Consider the following 17713-nt stretch of genomic DNA (forward strand, 5'->3'; position numbering starts at 1 on the left):
TAGAAAGATGTTTCGAATTCTTTCAACGGTCACAAGTATGCAGAAAAATCTTGTAGAAAATGCCCGTTTCTATCCCAATAATCTACCGTTCATATAGCAAAAGCCGTTTTTTTAGTGTAAATTATTCACCTTCGTAAGGGAATCTTTTGTCCCCGATTGTTCAATTATTAGACACTGAGGCGAGAGAGATGAAAAAAATAAAACTTTATTGTGTACTATTCTTCCTACTGCTACTTAGCAGAACGGGTATGGCACAGCAGATAGGTTTTGACTTTCCCCCAGGCGTTCATAAGGTAGTTATCCCCTTCGAAAGGTACAATAATCTGATGGTCATACCTGTGACTCTCAATCATTCACTTACGCTCAAGTTCATATTCGATACAGGCGTACAGTATCCAATTCTTACTGAAAAAATGTTCGGCGATTATCTTGGTCTGGACTACACAAGGAATATTACTATTCAGGGTCCGGGAGAGGCAGATTCGATAAAAGCAAGAGTAGCTCAACGCGTTTCCATCAGCCTACCAGGTGGTATAGAGTCCGGTGTCAATCAGGCACTACTCGTCCTTGAAGAAGACTATCTAAAACTGCGAAACAATCTTGGGACAGATGTGTTTGGGGTACTGGGATATGATATTTTCAGCAGGTTTATTGTGGAGATAAATTATGATGAGAGTTACATAGTACTTCATGAACCAAGAAAATTTAGAGCCAAAAGATCTTACAAAAAGATCCCGTTGAAAGTTGTAAATACCAAACCTTATGTGGAATTGAAGATAATGAAAAATGACACTGAAGGGCGTCGTATGCATTTGATGGTAGATACTGGCGCCAGCCACGCAGTACTTCTAGACAACCCAGAAGATAATTCTCTGATACCCACACAAAAAATCACCTCAGTAATAGGTAGAGGTCTTGGCGGCAACATTAGCGGATATTTGGGGCGTATGACATCTATTAAAATGGGGAAGTTTGAATTCAATGGTCCGATAGCTTCATTTCCTGTCGAAGGTGACTATGGTGCTGGCATCAAACGAGGAAGTAGAAACGGTACAATCGGAGGTGAATTGCTGTCCAGATTCAATGTAGCCTTTGACTATTTTGGAGGTAACTTATATCTGAGAAAAAGTAAGGCCTATCACAATGGATTTGAGCATGACATGAGCGGAATGAATATTGCGGCTGATGGCACTAAGCTGGATAAACTCAAAGTCAACAACGTCCGAGAAGATTCACCGGCATATAATGCAGGGATTCGCGAAGGAGATTTGATAGAATCCATCAATGGATACTCGCTACAAAGTCTCTCTTTTTCGGACTTCACCTCACTGCTTCGGAACAAACCAGGAAAAAAAATCATCATTAAGTATGTGCGTAATGGGGAAGTCCAAAAAACATCTTTCAAACTAGAAAGATATATCTAGTATACTACACTCATCAAACTAGCGAAAATTCTCAGTTTGAAAATTAAGTTTCCCTTCCAAGCACGTTCTTAATCCATTATTACTTCCCGAAAACAGCAATTTGGGGCTACAATCAATAGAAGATAAAATCAGCGAAAAATTTTTTATTCCTTAGCTTTGCGGTCTCTAAAAAACAAAGGCATGACCCAAGACAAAATCAACCCTTATCATCCAAAGAATCACATTCGTATTGTAACGGCTGCTTCACTCTTTGATGGACACGATGCTGCGATCAATATCATGCGCCGAATCATACAGTCCACAGGTGTGGAGGTCATTCATCTGGGCCATAATAGATCAGTCAACGAAATTGTTAATTGCGCCATTCAGGAGGATGCACAGGCCATAGCCATCACCTCCTATCAAGGCGGGCATGTAGAGTATTTCAAATATATGCATGACTTGCTGAAGGAAAACGGCAGTGATCATATCAAAATATTTGGTGGTGGTGGTGGTACCATTTTGCCCTCAGAAATAGAAGAGTTGCATCAATACGGAATATCCAGGATCTATTCCCCTGATGACGGGCGTGCCATGGGACTACAAGGTATGATCAACGATATGGTGGAATCTAGTGACTACGCTATTGGTGAAAACCTGAATGGCGAAATAAAAAAACTGGATAAGAAAGATGCCAAATCTATAGCGCGGATCATTTCTGCGGCAGAGAATTTTCCGGATCAATCGAGTGAAATATTAAAAGACATTGATAAAAAATCAGAAACCTCTACTACTCCTGTACTCGGAATCACTGGTACAGGTGGTGCCGGAAAGTCTTCTTTGGTAGATGAACTGGTGAGGCGGTTTCTTGTTGATTTTGAAGATAAAAGTATTGCCATAATCTCTGTAGACCCATCCAAAAGAAAAACTGGTGGCGCCTTGCTTGGAGATAGGATTCGCATGAATGCGATCAATAACTCACGCGTATATATGCGCTCTTTGGCGACAAGGCAATCAAATCTCGCCTTATCAAAGTATGTGCAGGAGGCCGTCAATGTGGTAAAAACGGCTGGATATGATTTGGTAATACTTGAGACTAGTGGAATCGGCCAATCAGACACGGAAATCATCGAACACTCTGACCTATCACTATATGTAATGACTCCGGAGTATGGAGCTGCGACACAGCTTGAAAAGATTGATATGCTCGACTTCGCCGACATTATTGCGCTCAATAAATTTGACAAAAGAGGTGCATTGGATGCTCTTCGCGATGTAAAAAAGCAATATCAACGAAACCACCAGTTGTTTGATGCCAACGTAGACGATCTCCCTGTCTTTGGCACCATAGCCTCCCAATTTAACGATCCCGGCATGAATAAGCTCTATCGGGTGATTATGGATTCGATAGCGGAAAAAACAGGAGCTGCTCTTAATTCCTCATTTCAGGCAACTGAGGAGATGTCTGAGAAGGTGTTTATTATCCCACCAAAGAGAACAAGGTATTTGTCTGAAATATCTGACAGCATTCGTGAGTATGATCAATGGGTGGAAAAACAAAGAGAAATCGCCCAAAATCTTTATGGCATCAACCAAACCATGAGATTGTCTAACGACGAATCGCTAAACGAAAAGCTGAAGACTCTTTATCAAGACACAGCATTGGACTTTGATCCAAGAAACAAGCAAATTCTGGATGACTGGCAGACCAAAAGTGATAAGTACAACTCAGATGAGTTTGTGTACCAAGTCAGAGGCAAAGATATCAAGGTGCAGACTAAGAGCTTATCCTTGTCGCATACCAAAATCCCAAAAGTCTCGCTTCCTAAGTATCAGGCATGGGGAGATATTCTAAAATGGAATCTTCAGGAAAATGTGCCGGGAGAGTTTCCTTATACCGCGGGCGTATTCCCATTCAAAAGACAAGGTGAAGATCCCACTCGAATGTTCGCTGGAGAGGGTGGCCCCGAACGTACCAATACCAGATTTCACTATGTATCAAAAGGGTTGCCTGCTGCCAGACTTTCAACTGCTTTTGACTCGGTAACACTGTACGGAGAGGATCCAGATCACCGACCTGATATTTATGGTAAAATTGGAAACTCGGGTGTAAATATTTGCTGCCTCGACGACGCCAAAAAACTTTATTCCGGATTCAATCTCTCAGATCCGACTACTTCGGTATCTATGACCATCAATGGGCCGGCTGCTACTATCTGTGCGTTTTTCATGAATGCGGCTATTGACCAGCAGTGCGAATTATATATCAAAGAAAATGGTTTGGAAAAAGAGGTCGCTAAGAAAATAGCGGCGATCTATAAAGGACGTGAAAACGAGCAACCAAGATACAACGGGAATCTTCCAGAGGGTAACGATGGATTGGGTCTTATGCTACTCGGAGTCACAGGTGATCAGGTATTGGATGCTGATGTTTATCAAAAAATCAGAACCGAGACCCTATCTAAAGTAAGAGGTACCGTGCAGGCCGACATCCTAAAGGAGGATCAGGCACAAAATACGTGTATTTTCTCAACAGAATTTTCACTTCGTGTGATGGGAGATGTACAGCAGTTCTTCATCGATCACAATGTGCGCAACTTTTATTCGGTCTCTATCTCTGGTTATCACATTGCTGAAGCTGGAGCAAATCCAATCACTCAGCTTGCTCTTACGCTTTCCAATGGGTTCACGTTCGTAGAGTATTATGTGTCTCGTGGAATGGATATCAACAAATTCGCTCCAAACTTGTCCTTCTTTTTCTCTAACGGTATCGACCCTGAGTACGCAGTAATCGGAAGAGTGGCGAGAAGAATCTGGGCGAAGGCGATGAAGCTGAAGTATGGCGCTGACAGTCGATCTCAAATGTTGAAATACCATATCCAGACCAGTGGAAGGTCACTGCATGCTCAGGAGATTGACTTCAACGATATCAGGACTACCCTCCAGGCACTATATGCCATATATGACAATTGTAATTCTCTCCATACCAATGCCTACGACGAGGCAATCACAACGCCGACGGAAGAATCAGTAAGACGCGCCATGGCCATCCAGCTGATCATTAATAGAGAGCTAGGCTTGGCCAAAAACGAAAATCCTATTCAGGGCTCATTTATTATAGAAGAACTGACTGACCTGGTGGAGCAAGCGGTACTCGATGAGTTTGATAGAATCACTGAAAGAGGAGGCGTCCTAGGTGCTATGGAAACTATGTATCAGCGAAGTAAAATTCAAGAAGAAAGTCTCTATTACGAAACCTTGAAACATACTGGAGAATTTCCAATTATTGGTGTCAACACCTTCTTGTCGTCTAAGGGTTCGCCGACCGTGATCCCTCAAGAAGTGATCCGAGCCACTACTGAAGAGAAAAAGTATCAAATAGAAATGTTGAACAATCTCAAGGAATTCAATCTGGATCACTCACAAGGAGCTTTGAAGAAACTGCAAGAAACAGCCATTCACAACGAAAACATTTTTGAAGCCCTGATGGAGACAGTAAAACACTGTTCGCTGGGTCAAATCACCAATGCTTTATTTGAAGTTGGCGGTCAGTATCGTAGAAATATGTAACCTTTATTAGGAATTATTTAAACTCTTCTTGATAATTAGTGTTTAATACATAATTTGCATTTGATTTAGATTATCCATAATTTGTATGACTATGAGTCACATAATTAATACAATTCTAGAAACATTCTTTTCCTCACTAAACTCTTTGAGTCAAATGATAAAGTCCTCGGACGCAAAAATCATAAGCAAGGATGGAATGGAGATTCTTCAGAATGAAAAGAAGCTTAGAGAAGTATCCGAGGCCATAGAAAATTTTAAAAGGAACACTGACAAGTCAGCCCATTCGAAGCACATCGTAGTGAATCTTTAATTCTAAATGGATTTTACGTTTGGGTTAGTCTCCTTATTTCTCATGCTCGTTCTTCCGGGCATGATTTTTCGTAGAATGTTCTTTTGGGGAGAGTTTTCAAAACAACTCTCGGTAGGCGAACCAATTGTCAGAACCATTACCTATGCTACCATTCCAAGCATAATTATTCAATTTATATGTATATCAATATACGATCAATTAATAGAGCCTATTGATTTGGGCGAAATAATTGACTTGCAAAAAAAATTGGGTAATCAAACAATATTATTCAAAAATGATAATTCTCTTCCGATTAAAGATATGGTCTTTGGGAATTTTATTTGGTACTCAACAGGGGTTTATTTAACAGCCGCCTTCTCAGGTATATTTCTTTATTTGATTGTACGAAAGTTGAAATTGGATATCAAATTCAAATTGCTGCGATTCAAAAATCAGTGGGCATACATCTTTAGCGGTGAAATATTAAGCTTTGGAAAATTCACTCGTGCACACACGAAAAGCAATGAAAATAAAAAAGAAAAACTAAAGCATATATTTCCATATCTGGATGTTCTTGTCAAAAAGAATGATTCTGAAACTACTTTATATAGCGGTTTTCTAAAGGACTATGAATTAAGTGAAAAATCAATTCAGGACATTGACAAAATATATCTAGCAGATACAAAACGTTACATAGACAGTATTCCTGAGCCAAAACCTATACCAGGTGAATTTCTGATTATTCCAGGAAATCAAATCCAAAATATCAATGTTCACTACATATTTTCTGTTGATGATGAAAAAAAGAAGAAACGCCGAAAAACAACTTGGATAAGTAGATATGATACCCTACTCTTATTTTCCCTTATGGGATCAATCCCTTTTCACCTATTTCACTTCAGAATAATTGACCATGAATATTACAATGCCTTTTTTATTCTGCCTTGGTATCAAAGATTGCTCGTTTGGTGGTTTTGGAATATTTTCTATTCAATCCTGTTCCCATTCAAAAAACAATCAAAAGATGAAATTGAATATAAATGGATCGGTTGGACAATATTTCTCAAACGATTTGCTATTATTCTAATTTACGCATGTATCATGTACTTTACCATAGGTTCAAACTATATGCAGGCAATAAATGATTTGGAAAGCTCATTGTAATACTTACGTCATAAGATCACCAATGCTTTATTTGAAGTTGGCGGTCAGTATCGTAGAAATATGTAAGTCAAAAAGAGAAGTTTTAGTATTTTTCATAATCAGATAAATACAACTTATGAAAAATCTGCCCTGGACCAGTTACCTCATCGAGTTTTTTACAGTCGTGTTAGGCATACTAATCGCTTTTGGACTCAATACTTATTATACTAATAAAGTAGAAGAAGAACGCGCGAGCCACTTTTTGGAAGGCGTACGCCTCGAAATTGAAGAGAATTCCGTCGAAGTCAAAGAAAAGTTCGACTATCATAGTTGGATTAGTGAAGAGCTAAGAAATAATCCCAAAAAAGTTGTTCTGCGACTAAAATCTGCCCGAGTCAAAAATTTTGCATGGAAAATTGCGCAGGACAATTCCATTAGCCAGCACATTCCCTATGAGCTTTATCGAAAGTTGGCAGAAATTTATGCCGTCCAGCAAGAACTTGTACAAAACGGAAATGAAGCCAGCACCATGATGTCACACGTAAACGTACTTAGCCCGTTCTACACTGTAGGCGTAGACGTGAGTGAAGAAGAATCAAATGATTTCATCATTGATGTGAAATCGGGCTGGATTCCAATTTTTGAAGACTTTGTGGGTTCGGAAAAGTCTTTGATTAAACTTTATGATGAGGCGTTGGAGATGTTTTAATTACGGGAATGATGAACATTGCGAATGGTGCTACGTTCCACCTAATATTTACATTTTCCAATGTCTCAAAGATCCTTCTTTTTCATTCCCGATATCAGCGGCTTCACCTCTTTTGTAAAGCAGGTTGAAATAGAGCACAGTCAACATATTATAGCTGAATTATTAGAATTGATCATTGATTCTGATGATCTGGGGTTGGAATTGGCTGAAGTTGAAGGTGATGCTGTATTCTTTTACCAGCAGGATAAAATACCCTCCTCTGATCAAATTTTGGAGCAGGCCCGAAAAACTTATGTGGCATTTCACGAGCACCTTAAAGCCTATGAAACTCGAAGAATTTGTCCATGTGGCGCTTGTTCATCAGCAGTAAATCTCACATTGAAATTCATCGCAGATGCAGGAGAATCCCAACTCATATCAGTAAAAGGAGTCGAAAAGCCATTCGGTACTGCCGTGATCCGAGCCCATCGGCTGCTCAAGAATAGTGTGGCAAGTAGAGAATATGTATTATTGACTGATGAGATCGTAGATACTCAAGTGGCTCCAGTGACCATAGAAGGGTGGCCGGATCAAGTGGAAGGAGAAGACCTGTATGACGACCTTGGAAATATTTCATACAAAAGCATCACACTATCTTTTCTGCAAGATCAGGTGAACTATCCACCCAAACCGACCGCACAACGACTGATAGCCAAACCTCTCACCTATTCTATAAAAATGCATGCTAGCAAAAACGAGGTGTTCGAGTGGCTGACTAATATGGACAAGCGCAGCCTTTGGAATCGGGATGTCAATTTTTTCAAGTATAAAAAAGGGGTGCTAAACCAACATGGATATAAACATGTCTGTGTTATCGGCAATCAGTCGATTGGCTTCGAGACTGTCACCCACGACTTTGGTGAAGGAAAATTGGTCTATGGTGAAAAGACAACAGAAATTCCGATCTTCAAAGAGGCCACCTCATATTTCATATTAGAGGAGAAAGATTCAATCACCACCGTCAATGTCGAATTTCATTATCAGGAAAAGCCCATATTAGGGTTTCTTTTCAAAAAATTTATGTTCAAAAAACTATTCGCAGGCTTACAAAGCAACATGAATAATCTAAAAGAGCTCATAGAATCGAAATGACAAAAAAACAGCAGCCAGCACGTTTGCTGGCTGCCTATCTATACCAAACTAAGATAAACTTAATTAAGCCACATTTATAGTCTTTTTACCTCCCATCGGAATGGATATGGTTTTGTTTGCGATCATGATTCCCAGGACAATTAAGCACGCACCTACTATTGCCTCGACGGCGAGTACCTCATCCAAAAACAGGATACCCAACGCTACGCCATAGATTGGCATCAAATAAGTGACTAGAGACAAGTAAGAAGCAGTGGCAGTCGCTAATATTCTGTAATAGATCACAAATGCAAGTGCGGTTCCAAAAACACCTAAAATCACAAGCGACCAAATGGCATCCCAAGAAAGCGTGCCCCATAGTACTGGCCCTTCCACCGCAAGGGCAAATGGGATTAGATAGATTGAAGAAACCAGCAATTGCGAACTTGGGGCATACAATGGTTTCTCTTTCATTAAATGTATTCTGGAATATACAAGGGCCACACCATAAGAAAGTGCCGCTACCGCTACAGCCAATATGCCCCAAATGGATGCACTGACACCAGATACCAGATTAGGCGATACCAGTACAAATAGGCCAATGAAGCCCAGTACAGTTCCTATGATTTTCTCAGGTGTCATTCTTTCGTCCGCAATAGCAAAATTGGCAATGAGGACGGTGCATAGTGGCGTCAGACCATTCAATATGGAGGCGATAGAACTGTCGATATATTGCTCTCCCCAGTTGATAAGGGCAAAGGGCAATGCATGAGCAAAAAACCCAGCAACAGTTACATGTTGCCAAAACTTCCATGATCTGTTGAATTCGTATCCTTTCATGAATAAATAGGCATGAAGGACCAGTGCCGCCAAACCTATCCTGAGTGCTGCAAGTGTGATTGGCGAGATCTCTATCACTGCAATTTTGATGAATAAAAAAGATGGCCCCCAGAGCGTCGCCAGCAGTAAGAGTAAAAGTAGATTTTTTAGTTTCATAGTTGTCGGTTTGATAAAAGTATGGCTACCGCCATGAGCATTCGATTCTCACTGGCGATAGCACCAGCAAGATCTCTTACTGGTTATTTGACGAAAGACATCAGCCCTATATGGGGTGTCTTTACTTCTTTGAGATATTCTACAAGATCGAATTCATTGGTGGCGGCTCGGCGTTGTAGCTTCTCTGGTTGCTCGATCTGAATGCAACCATGCCCGTTCAGCTTGGCTATTTTTAAATGTAGTGCTGGTGTTTCCATATCGAAAATGTTTAGTTGTAGACAGAAAAGTTCCATCTCTAAAAAATAAATTATGAGGAATGAAACGCCCGGATAAAATTTTCGTTCTATGAATTGGATGAATTGATTTTGTCAATTTCATGAATAATACTAATACTTCAAAACAAACCAATGGAACTACGACACCTCAAACTGGTACGTGAAGTCGCCGACAAAGGCAGCTTGACCAAAGCCATGGAAAACCTTTATCTATCTCAATCTGCTTTGAGTCATCAACTCAAAGAAATAGAGACTCATCTGGGAGCACAGCTTTTTCACCGAGTAAACAAAAAACTGATTTTGACTGGGGCAGGTCAAATCGTGTTGGACTCTGCCAAAAAGATCTTGCGAGAAATTGATAAGACCGAAAGCTCGGTTAAAAAATATGTGAATGGTGACAAAGGACTGGTGAGGCTCGCTACTCAATGTTATACATGCTACCACTGGCTGCCCACGCTGATGATCGATTTCAACAAGGAGTTTCCAAAAGTAGACATCGAGATTTTTCCTGGCATCACCGAAATTCCAGACAAACTTATTCTCGACGGTGAATTGGACCTCGCAATTACAAGTGATTATAACGACCACCCGGCATTGACCTATACCGAGCTATTTCGTGACGAAATGATGGTGGTAGTGCCCAAAGATCATCCTTGGACCAAGCGGCCTTATGTGGAAGCTGAGGATTTTAGAGACGAAAATGTTTTCATACATTCTTACCCTATAGAATCGGTAACACTATTCAATCAAGTGCTCATGCCTGAAGGCGTGAAACCCAAAAAGGTAATGCCAATACAGGTGACAGATGCTGTATTGCAAATGATCAAAGCTGGGTTGGGTGTGCAGGTAATGGCAAGTTGGATGGTGCGTCCTTATCTGATGGACAACAATCTTGAGCTCGTGCCAGTGACAAAAAAAGGGCTTTATCGTACCTGGTATGCAGCTCATCTGAATCAACCCGAAGCCCCTGCCTACATCAATAATTTTATTGAGCACTTGAGGTGTAATGTGGGAGGCGTGTGTGAGTGTGAAGAGGACTGCTAGTCCCTATAGCTCTGATCGACCATAGGCCCTAGTTTCATACCGCCGAGTATATGCATGTGCAGATGAAATACACTTTGGCCGGAGTCTTCATTATTGTTAATACTGAGCCTAAATCCTGTGTTTGCGATTCCATGCTCAGCTGCCAGGCTTTTGGCAATAAGATGCATTTTACCCACAATCAATGCGTCTTCTTCTACGAGATCATTGATGGTCGGAATTCGTTTTTTTGGAACAATCAAAAAATGAACTGGTGCCTGCGGCCGCAAGGGAACGAAGGCTATAATTTCATCATCTTCATAAACGATATTGGCAGGTAACTCACGATTAATTATCTTGGTAAAAGGAGAATCCTTAGACAGTTTTTCGGCTTTCTTTTGAGTGTACTCGGCGGACTGAGCTGTTGCATATAGACTTGCAATGAGTAACCCGAATGTCAGAATATATCTCATGATAAAATAATTAATGCGTAATTGAATGGCTGTACCTTAGTTTTCTACCATTAATAAAATTAAAACTACTACTCTTCAACAATCCATTAGGTGCTTTTCAGCAATATTTTATATTTGTGAAAATCAAACTCCCCATCAGCCATGAAATCAAAGCTATTTTTTTTGCTGCTAATGGCAGCTTTTGTCACTCATGCCCAAAAACAACTCACTGTAGAAGCTATCTATGACCAGGCAGTGTTCAAACAAGAATCTCTTTCCAGTCTAAACTGGATGAACAACGGCCAGTTTTATACGGCCCTGGAGGATAATAAAATTATCAGATACGACGTGACAACCGGTATTTCAGACTCAGTGATCGTCGATGGCAAAGCTCTCAATCTCAAAATCGATGATTACAAATTCACCTCAGATGAATCCCGCTTACTGCTACTTACAGATAAAAAGAAAGTGTTTCGTAGATCATTTACCGCAGAGTATTATATCTATACTTTCAAGGGAGAGGAGCTGAAAAAACTATCCCCAAATGGTAGGCAGTCCTATGCAACCGTATCACCTGACAACCAGCTAGTCGCCTTTGTCAGAGACAATAATCTATACTATGTGAAATTGGTAAATATGGCTGAATACCCGGTAACAAAAGACGGACGAAAAGGAAGCATTATCAATGGCTCTACAGATTGGGTATACGAAGAAGAATTATATCTGACCAAAGCATTTTTCTGGTCACCGAACTCTGAAAAACTAGCCTACTATCGTTTTGACGAAAGTCAGGTAAAAGAATACAACTTGCAGTTTTGGGATAAAGGAGCCCTGTACCCAAGGGACTATCGATACAAATATCCTAAAGCGGGTGAGGCTAATTCGCTGGTAAATATCAAGGTGTACAATCTCAAAGACAACACAACTCAGACTGTTGACTTGGGTGAAGACACGGATATTTATATTCCCAATATCCAATGGACAAAAGATCCTGATCTCCTAGCCATCAAAAGACTCAATAGATTGCAAAATCGTCAAGATATTTTCCACTATAGCACTAAGTTTAAATCGGCTATCAACATTCTAACAGATAAAGCCAAAGACTATATACACGCCACTTTCACCAATGAATGGATCTATCTCGAAAATGGCACTCATTTTCTGATGTCTTCAGAGCGAGAAGGGTACAAGCACTTTTATATCCACCGAATGGATGGTCAGCTTGAGTATAAGGCCACCTCAGGAGCTTTCAATGCAGTGAAGCTTATTGGACTGGATCAGCGATCCAAAACGCCAGTACTGTATTATACCTCCACCGAGGTATCTCCACTAGAGCGGCATGTTTATAGAGTGGATTACAAAGGCAACGGCAAGGTTCAGCTCAGCACAAAAGCTGGAGTGAATAAGGCAGATATGAGTAAGGATTTTAAATATTACATCAGCTACAATAATTCGGCTCAGAGCCCAACGGAAGTATCTCTGATGATGACGAAGGGCAACAAGCTAGTGAAGGTGATCAAGGACAATGCTGCTCTCAGAGAAAGAGTCATCGAATATGGATTGACTGATAAAATTCTCTTTGAAGTAGAGGCGGCTGACAAAAAACTCCTAAATGCATATATGGTGCAACCACCTAAGATGGACAGCACTAAAAAATATCCGGTTTTGATCTATCAATATAGCGGCCCGGGATCTCAAGATGTGAAAAATGAATGGCAAGGCCGGCATTTTATGTGGCACCAGCTGCTCGCTCAGAAAGGTTATATCGTGGTGGCCGTAGACTGTAGAGGTACTGGAGGGAAGAGCACCGATTTCAAGAAAATGACATATATGAAAATGGGTAAAATGGAAGCCGAAGACCAGGTCTCTGCGGCCAAATTTCTGGCAAAGATGCCGTTTGTTGATAAGGACCGGATCGGCATCTGGGGTTGGAGCTACGGTGGCTATATTTCATCATTGGCACTGATGACAGACCCTGATATATTTAAGGCCGGCATCTCCGTATCTCCCTTTCTCTGGAAATATTATGATACGATCTATTCGGAGCGATACCTGAGAAGACCACAAGACAACCCTGAAGGCTACAACGAATATTCTATTGTGCGAAATGCCTCTAAACTAAAAGCCAAGTACCTGCTGATCCACGGTACGGGTGACGACAACGTGCACTTTCAAAATGCTGTCACACTACAAAACGAATTGATTATGCAGGGCAAACAGTTTGAATCTTTCTACTATCCGGACAACAATCATCACCTGATCGGTAAGAAAACCAAAGTTCATCTATTTACCATGATGACTGATTTCCTATTGGAAAACCTGTAGCATATCAATCAAGAATAAACTAGCCTCCCAAATAGATTAAAAACTAACAGATATAAATCATCAACACTATGAGTACTATTGGAATTATTTTGGCCATTGTAGGTCTTATTATTTATTTGCTTCGCCCACAACTAGCTGAAGAAAACGTATTTGAAGGAGACCGAAAGGTGCGCTCCAAAGCACCTCCATTTTTGCTAATGTTTAGTAAAAAACTATCTACTTCCATCTTAGTAGCAGGCACCCCGCTAAAATCTCTGATAGGCGCCGCTATGGTCAAGCCATTGCTGGACTCAAAAAGTGGATTTACCAAATTAAAGAAAATGCTCCTCGGAATCATCCGAGGAGCTCTCCATTACCAATTGTTAGCGAACTAGTTTCTTATTAAAAATGGTTTGGTTTGAGTGACCTTATCGTTGTAGACAAATCTATATAGATAATATCCTGTGGTGAGATGTCTTACATCCATCTGAACACTGTGGTGCCCAGCCGCTTTTTGAAACTCAACGACACTTTCTTCTCTTCCCCATAAATCAAAGATCTGGATTGAAACTGTACCACTTTCTGGTAGGTCAAATTCAAGATTGGACATTCCATTCACTACTGGATTAGGGTAGATGTCTGAAATAGCAAATTCCAATTTCTCATCCAGCGTAGCACCCAATCCTAAATCTCGAGTACGAGCGGTAGGCGCCGTATAGGCGACATACTCACTTTGCTTTACATATACTGCATAGCCGCGAGCAGGCGCTTCCACCCACGCTCTGCCGCTGCCATACACTTGTGTAGTTTGCGTATTGTCGAAAGCATTAGCCAGTACGGTATTATCCCAGCTAGACCATCCCGAAGGCGATATATCTACCCATAGGCCTTTAGTCGAAGAGCTATTGTTGATTACCACTATGGCGCCGTCTTTGGTACTATTGCCAGCTCTTCGAGCGACATACACATCATGCGCATCGCCTGATGGATATGGATTACCTACATCGCTGAGTACTTCTAGCGTACCGCCTAGATAGGTAGATCTGACAAACATCAGTTTGTTGATATCATCTTGCAGACTTGCAGGAGCTGTTACAGTATTGGTAGCGTCATGATTGTCTACCAGCGTCACGTTGTAGTAGTGTGGATAGAATACACATGGGCGCCCTTCGTGGGTCAGGATATATGCATATCCCATTTTCCAGTCCTGCGTGACCCACTTATCGTGCTCTTTGCCGGTATCATGATTGTCCAGCCAGGTGACCACAGAAGTACCAGGTAGCGCGTGCCCATTGCCGTTTCTCACCATTCCAGCATTATTTAACCATCGCATGTCGTAGCTGCTACTTCCATTACACATATCAGTAAGTGATGATTTTAGTGGAAAGTCAAATCCATCAGCATCGGCACCGTCTGCAGCCAGATCATTTACCCAGTCGTTGATTCTGCTATCTGATCCCCAGTATTCGCCTACAATAAATCTCTGACTACCGTTGAGCAAAGGCAAGCTATTCACCCAATCTGCGGCATACTCGGCTTGAAAACCTCTCACAAAATCAAGGCGATAGCCATCAAATCCAATTTCGTCTGAGAGCCATTCTCCCCAATCCTGAAATCGGGTTTCTACTGTGGCACTGTAGGTGTTGAAGTCATTGCCAAATCCTTTGGTGTTAGGGATAATCTCATCGCCACCCCAATCACCTAGCCAATCATTGGCATCTACCGGATGGAAGTGTGAGTAGTTCCAACTGAGATTGGCTTCTCCAGTGCCTGTGTGAGTGACATAGCTGATGCCAGTATTCGTACGTGCCTCCAAAGTAGTAGAGGCCAGATTGTTGCCATTGTACCAGACCTCAGATGGATAAAGCCCATGATTCTGATCTCCCCAGTTCCAGCCACTACTGTTGTCTATGGCCTTCAACTTGATCACTATGTCATTGCTACTCGACAACGTCACTTTGTACTCATCGATATCTGTAGAAGAGCCTATAAATCCTCGTACTATTTGTCCCGATGCCGGGAAAACATCAAATGAGCCTCCGCCATCATTGGGCTCACTTTCCCAGCTATAGGTGGTGTTGTCACCGGAGCCAGTATAATCTATTGTCACCTCATATCCTCTTTTGTCATAGGTAGCCCAATCCATTTCGAAACCTTTGATTTTAATATAATAATCCCCCGTTCCGGCATTAGGAATGGTCCACTTGATCTCGTTGGCTGGATAGGGTACATGCTGAGAACCATTGGTAAACGCCTCGGCAAACATATAGGCCTTTACGGCCGGATTGGCTTCCTCATCTTCATCATTGGAGTATACATGGTTTAGGATTATGTCTGCATACACTTCTATTTTGGGCTGGCCCCCGCTCGTGTCATGCATATCAGCGATCATGTTTTCTAATTCGGCTCTGCTGCCAAATCTGGTTTCGATGGATCCTTTTTGATTGTAGTTACCGAGATCATAGTGATCATAGATCCCATAACCCATGTCAATGATACCCCAATTTCCTTTCGCTGGTGAAGGCAACCATAGACCGGTAAACCCAGCGTTTTTCAGATAAGATGATTTGTTGGACAAGTTGTCCCACCAGTCCCCATCCAAGTTGGCCTCATCCACAGGAAGATTCCAATAGAAGGCCTGCATCATTACATCATTTTGTGCCTGGCCATTGGAGCCATACAAAAGGATGCCTAAAATAATAATCGTAAGTTTTTTGATCATGTCAGTTTTTGTTTGAAATGAACAGCTTTTTTTCAATAGCTGCCTGATTAACTATTAATCAAGTATTCAAACTTGCGTTAGGAGCTCCTCAAAAACGTCCTATTTTCTAAAATCAGTCAAGAATTGCCGATAAACAATTTCTCCAGACACATCTTAAGAGTCTGATAATCTGACATTTATAATACCAATGTCTTGAAGTAGTCTCTTGGGCTTTGATTGGTTATTTTTTTAAAGGCCAGGTTAAAAGTCGATTTGGAATTGAATCCCACTTCATGCGCTAATCCTAAAAAAGTCAGCTTTTCTAGTCTGCCACCATGAGCCAATTGAATGAATTCATGTACACGGTAGGCATTTACAAAATCACGGAAGTTTTGTTCATAGTGCTCATTCAGAATTTTGGATAATACGTGTGATTTTGTCTCCATCAGATCTGCCAGTCGCGTGACACTCAATTCAGCATCTCGATACACTTTATCATCCTCCATCAGCTGTCTTAGCTTCTTTAGCAATTCATCCGCAGAATCGATAGACAAATTTTGAGGCTTCTCCTTGAAATATTGTGGATCGTGCCAGAGCGCATAGACTTCCAACCAAATGATGAGCGAAACCAGGATAAAGAAGGCTTTCTGACTAAGAAATATTTCGTGCGGGCTTCCTACATAATCGAGATAGAGGTTTATGAAAATAAAGACTGCACCAAATGCATTGATCACCAGAAAAAGTGTCGAAAAAAGATGAATGTGTTGAGGTACTCTATAATCTGATATTCGTTCTGCAGAAATTAATTTAGCCATAAAAATCATTGTAATCAAAGCTCCTGACCCCAGCATCATGAGCTTACCCCAGGTGAGATACCCTATGATATCCACCGACAGGAATGCGACAGCCTCCAGATTGAATAATCGAAATACGGCCAAAACTACTGCCAGGCAGAGAGGAATGAAACATACCCATCTGACGGATAGATGCTGCTTGTTGAGAATCGAATGTATGAAATGATATAGAGCAGGCCCCCAAACGAATATCAGTACATGACTGAATATGATGAGGTAGGTTTGCCAAATCGGATTGACTACATAATATACTACCGTGCCTCCAAAGAGTAGAAAAATCAATCCGTTAGTCATCATGAAAAGGGTACTGCGATAGACCTCCTTCTTGAAGATTCTATGGCTAAGGAGCATCAGCATCAACGCCAAAAAAGCTACTGCGAAATAGTAGAAGATGAGGTATTCAAAGCTGCGAGCTCCACCCAGGTCTTGCCAGTTTTTTATCTGTATGAGGACGACCTGTCCATCATTTATTCTGCGAAAGATGCGATTGGGGATGTATTCGTTGTCAGTCCCGGTTTCTACTTTTAGCCAATCTCCACGAGAAAATTTATACTCAGATATGGCCTCATTTATTTCTAGTGTAATGGATAGCTGACCATTAGGCTGCTTACGGAGCAAATATTTTGGATCGTCCGTGTTCCATCCGTTGAAGGTGCCAGTAATGTATATAGAGTCCGTGGCCGGTGTGGTCTCGGGAAGAGATTCGATGACAAATTTCACCTGGGCTGAGGTTAGGTAGGTTGTCATGCAAAACAAGATCAAAAGCCCGCAATGTTTCTTCACTGTCGATTAATTCAACTTGACTTTGACAAAATTCGCTTAGCAAACCGGACTGTACATAGCGCCTAATAATAGAATACAGTGGCCTCCTTATACGAATTAATACG

At 41.2% G+C, this 17713-nt stretch carries 14 protein-coding genes; 9 read left to right on the forward strand and 5 right to left on the reverse strand.

Translation table 11 applies throughout. The annotated features are described in order from the left end of the window. The first annotated feature begins 188 nt into the window (after positions 1-188). The 6 genes from ABJF11_RS08850 to ABJF11_RS08875 all read left to right on the forward strand — a co-directional run bounded on the left by ABJF11_RS08850 (position 189) and on the right by ABJF11_RS08875 (position 8245). Positions 189-1424 (forward strand): aspartyl protease family protein, encoded by a 1236-nt coding sequence (locus ABJF11_RS08850; RefSeq protein ID WP_348119448.1) that lies wholly within the window; start codon positions 189-191, stop codon positions 1422-1424. 180 nt (positions 1425-1604) lie between these two features. Continuing rightward, positions 1605-4973 carry a methylmalonyl-CoA mutase family protein gene (locus ABJF11_RS08855; RefSeq protein WP_348119449.1) on the forward strand — a complete coding sequence of 1123 codons (3369 nt, stop codon included), beginning with the start codon at positions 1605-1607 and terminating at the stop codon, positions 4971-4973. A gap of 154 nt (positions 4974-5127) precedes the next feature. Next, entirely contained in the window at positions 5128-5283 is a 156-nt protein-coding gene (locus ABJF11_RS08860) for a hypothetical protein (protein ID WP_348119450.1), read from the forward strand. A gap of 6 nt (positions 5284-5289) precedes the next feature. Continuing rightward, positions 5290-6426, forward strand: a complete 1137-nt coding sequence (locus ABJF11_RS08865) for a hypothetical protein (protein WP_348119451.1) — start codon at positions 5290-5292, stop codon at positions 6424-6426. Positions 6427-6541: 115 nt separating this feature from the next. Beyond that, positions 6542-7114 (forward strand): hypothetical protein, encoded by a 573-nt coding sequence (locus ABJF11_RS08870; protein WP_348119452.1) that lies wholly within the window; start codon positions 6542-6544, stop codon positions 7112-7114. 60 nt (positions 7115-7174) lie between these two features. Then, positions 7175-8245: a DUF2652 domain-containing protein gene (locus tag ABJF11_RS08875; RefSeq protein WP_348119453.1), complete on the forward strand. Its 1071-nt coding sequence runs from the start codon at positions 7175-7177 to the stop codon at positions 8243-8245. A 63-nt stretch (positions 8246-8308) separates the two neighbouring features. Here the strand turns inward: ABJF11_RS08875 and ABJF11_RS08880 are convergent, their stop codons facing one another. Beyond that, on the reverse strand, positions 8309-9220 hold the full coding sequence (locus ABJF11_RS08880; protein ID WP_348119454.1) for a DMT family transporter: 912 nt from the start codon (positions 9218-9220) through the stop codon (positions 8309-8311). Between the two features lie 83 nt (positions 9221-9303). Continuing rightward, positions 9304-9477: a hypothetical protein gene (locus tag ABJF11_RS08885; protein ID WP_348119455.1), complete on the reverse strand. Its 174-nt coding sequence runs from the start codon at positions 9475-9477 to the stop codon at positions 9304-9306. Positions 9478-9627: 150 nt separating this feature from the next. Between ABJF11_RS08885 and ABJF11_RS08890 the strand changes: the two genes are divergently transcribed. Continuing rightward, a complete protein-coding gene (locus tag ABJF11_RS08890; protein WP_348119456.1) occupies positions 9628-10539 on the forward strand; it encodes a LysR family transcriptional regulator in 912 nt (303 codons plus the stop codon). On the opposite strand, the gene ABJF11_RS08895 is transcribed toward ABJF11_RS08890, so the two are convergent. After that, positions 10536-10988: a histidine triad nucleotide-binding protein gene (locus ABJF11_RS08895; RefSeq protein WP_348119457.1), complete on the reverse strand. Its 453-nt coding sequence runs from the start codon at positions 10986-10988 to the stop codon at positions 10536-10538. The two genes, ABJF11_RS08890 and ABJF11_RS08895, sit on opposite strands and share 4 nt — an antisense overlap. A 141-nt stretch (positions 10989-11129) precedes the next feature. Here ABJF11_RS08895 and ABJF11_RS08900 point away from each other — a divergent pair, with 141 nt between their 5' ends. Further along, the gene (locus ABJF11_RS08900; RefSeq protein ID WP_348119458.1) at positions 11130-13292 is read left to right on the forward strand and encodes an alpha/beta fold hydrolase; all 2163 of its coding nucleotides are present in this window, start codon (positions 11130-11132) and stop codon (positions 13290-13292) included. 68 nt (positions 13293-13360) lie between these two features. Then, positions 13361-13666: a hypothetical protein gene (locus ABJF11_RS08905; protein ID WP_348119459.1), complete on the forward strand. Its 306-nt coding sequence runs from the start codon at positions 13361-13363 to the stop codon at positions 13664-13666. Here the strand turns inward: ABJF11_RS08905 and ABJF11_RS08910 are convergent. Then, entirely contained in the window at positions 13663-15993 is a 2331-nt protein-coding gene (locus ABJF11_RS08910; protein WP_348119460.1) for a T9SS type A sorting domain-containing protein, read from the reverse strand. The two genes, ABJF11_RS08905 and ABJF11_RS08910, sit on opposite strands and share 4 nt — an antisense overlap. A gap of 176 nt (positions 15994-16169) precedes the next feature. Continuing rightward, on the reverse strand, positions 16170-17573 hold the full coding sequence (locus ABJF11_RS08915; protein WP_348119461.1) for a helix-turn-helix domain-containing protein: 1404 nt from the start codon (positions 17571-17573) through the stop codon (positions 16170-16172). Between the last annotated feature and the right edge of the window lie 140 nt (positions 17574-17713).

Origin of the sequence: Reichenbachiella sp. (genome assembly GCF_039941815.1) — a bacterium.
Taxonomy (GTDB): Bacteria; Bacteroidota; Bacteroidia; order Cytophagales; family Cyclobacteriaceae; genus Reichenbachiella.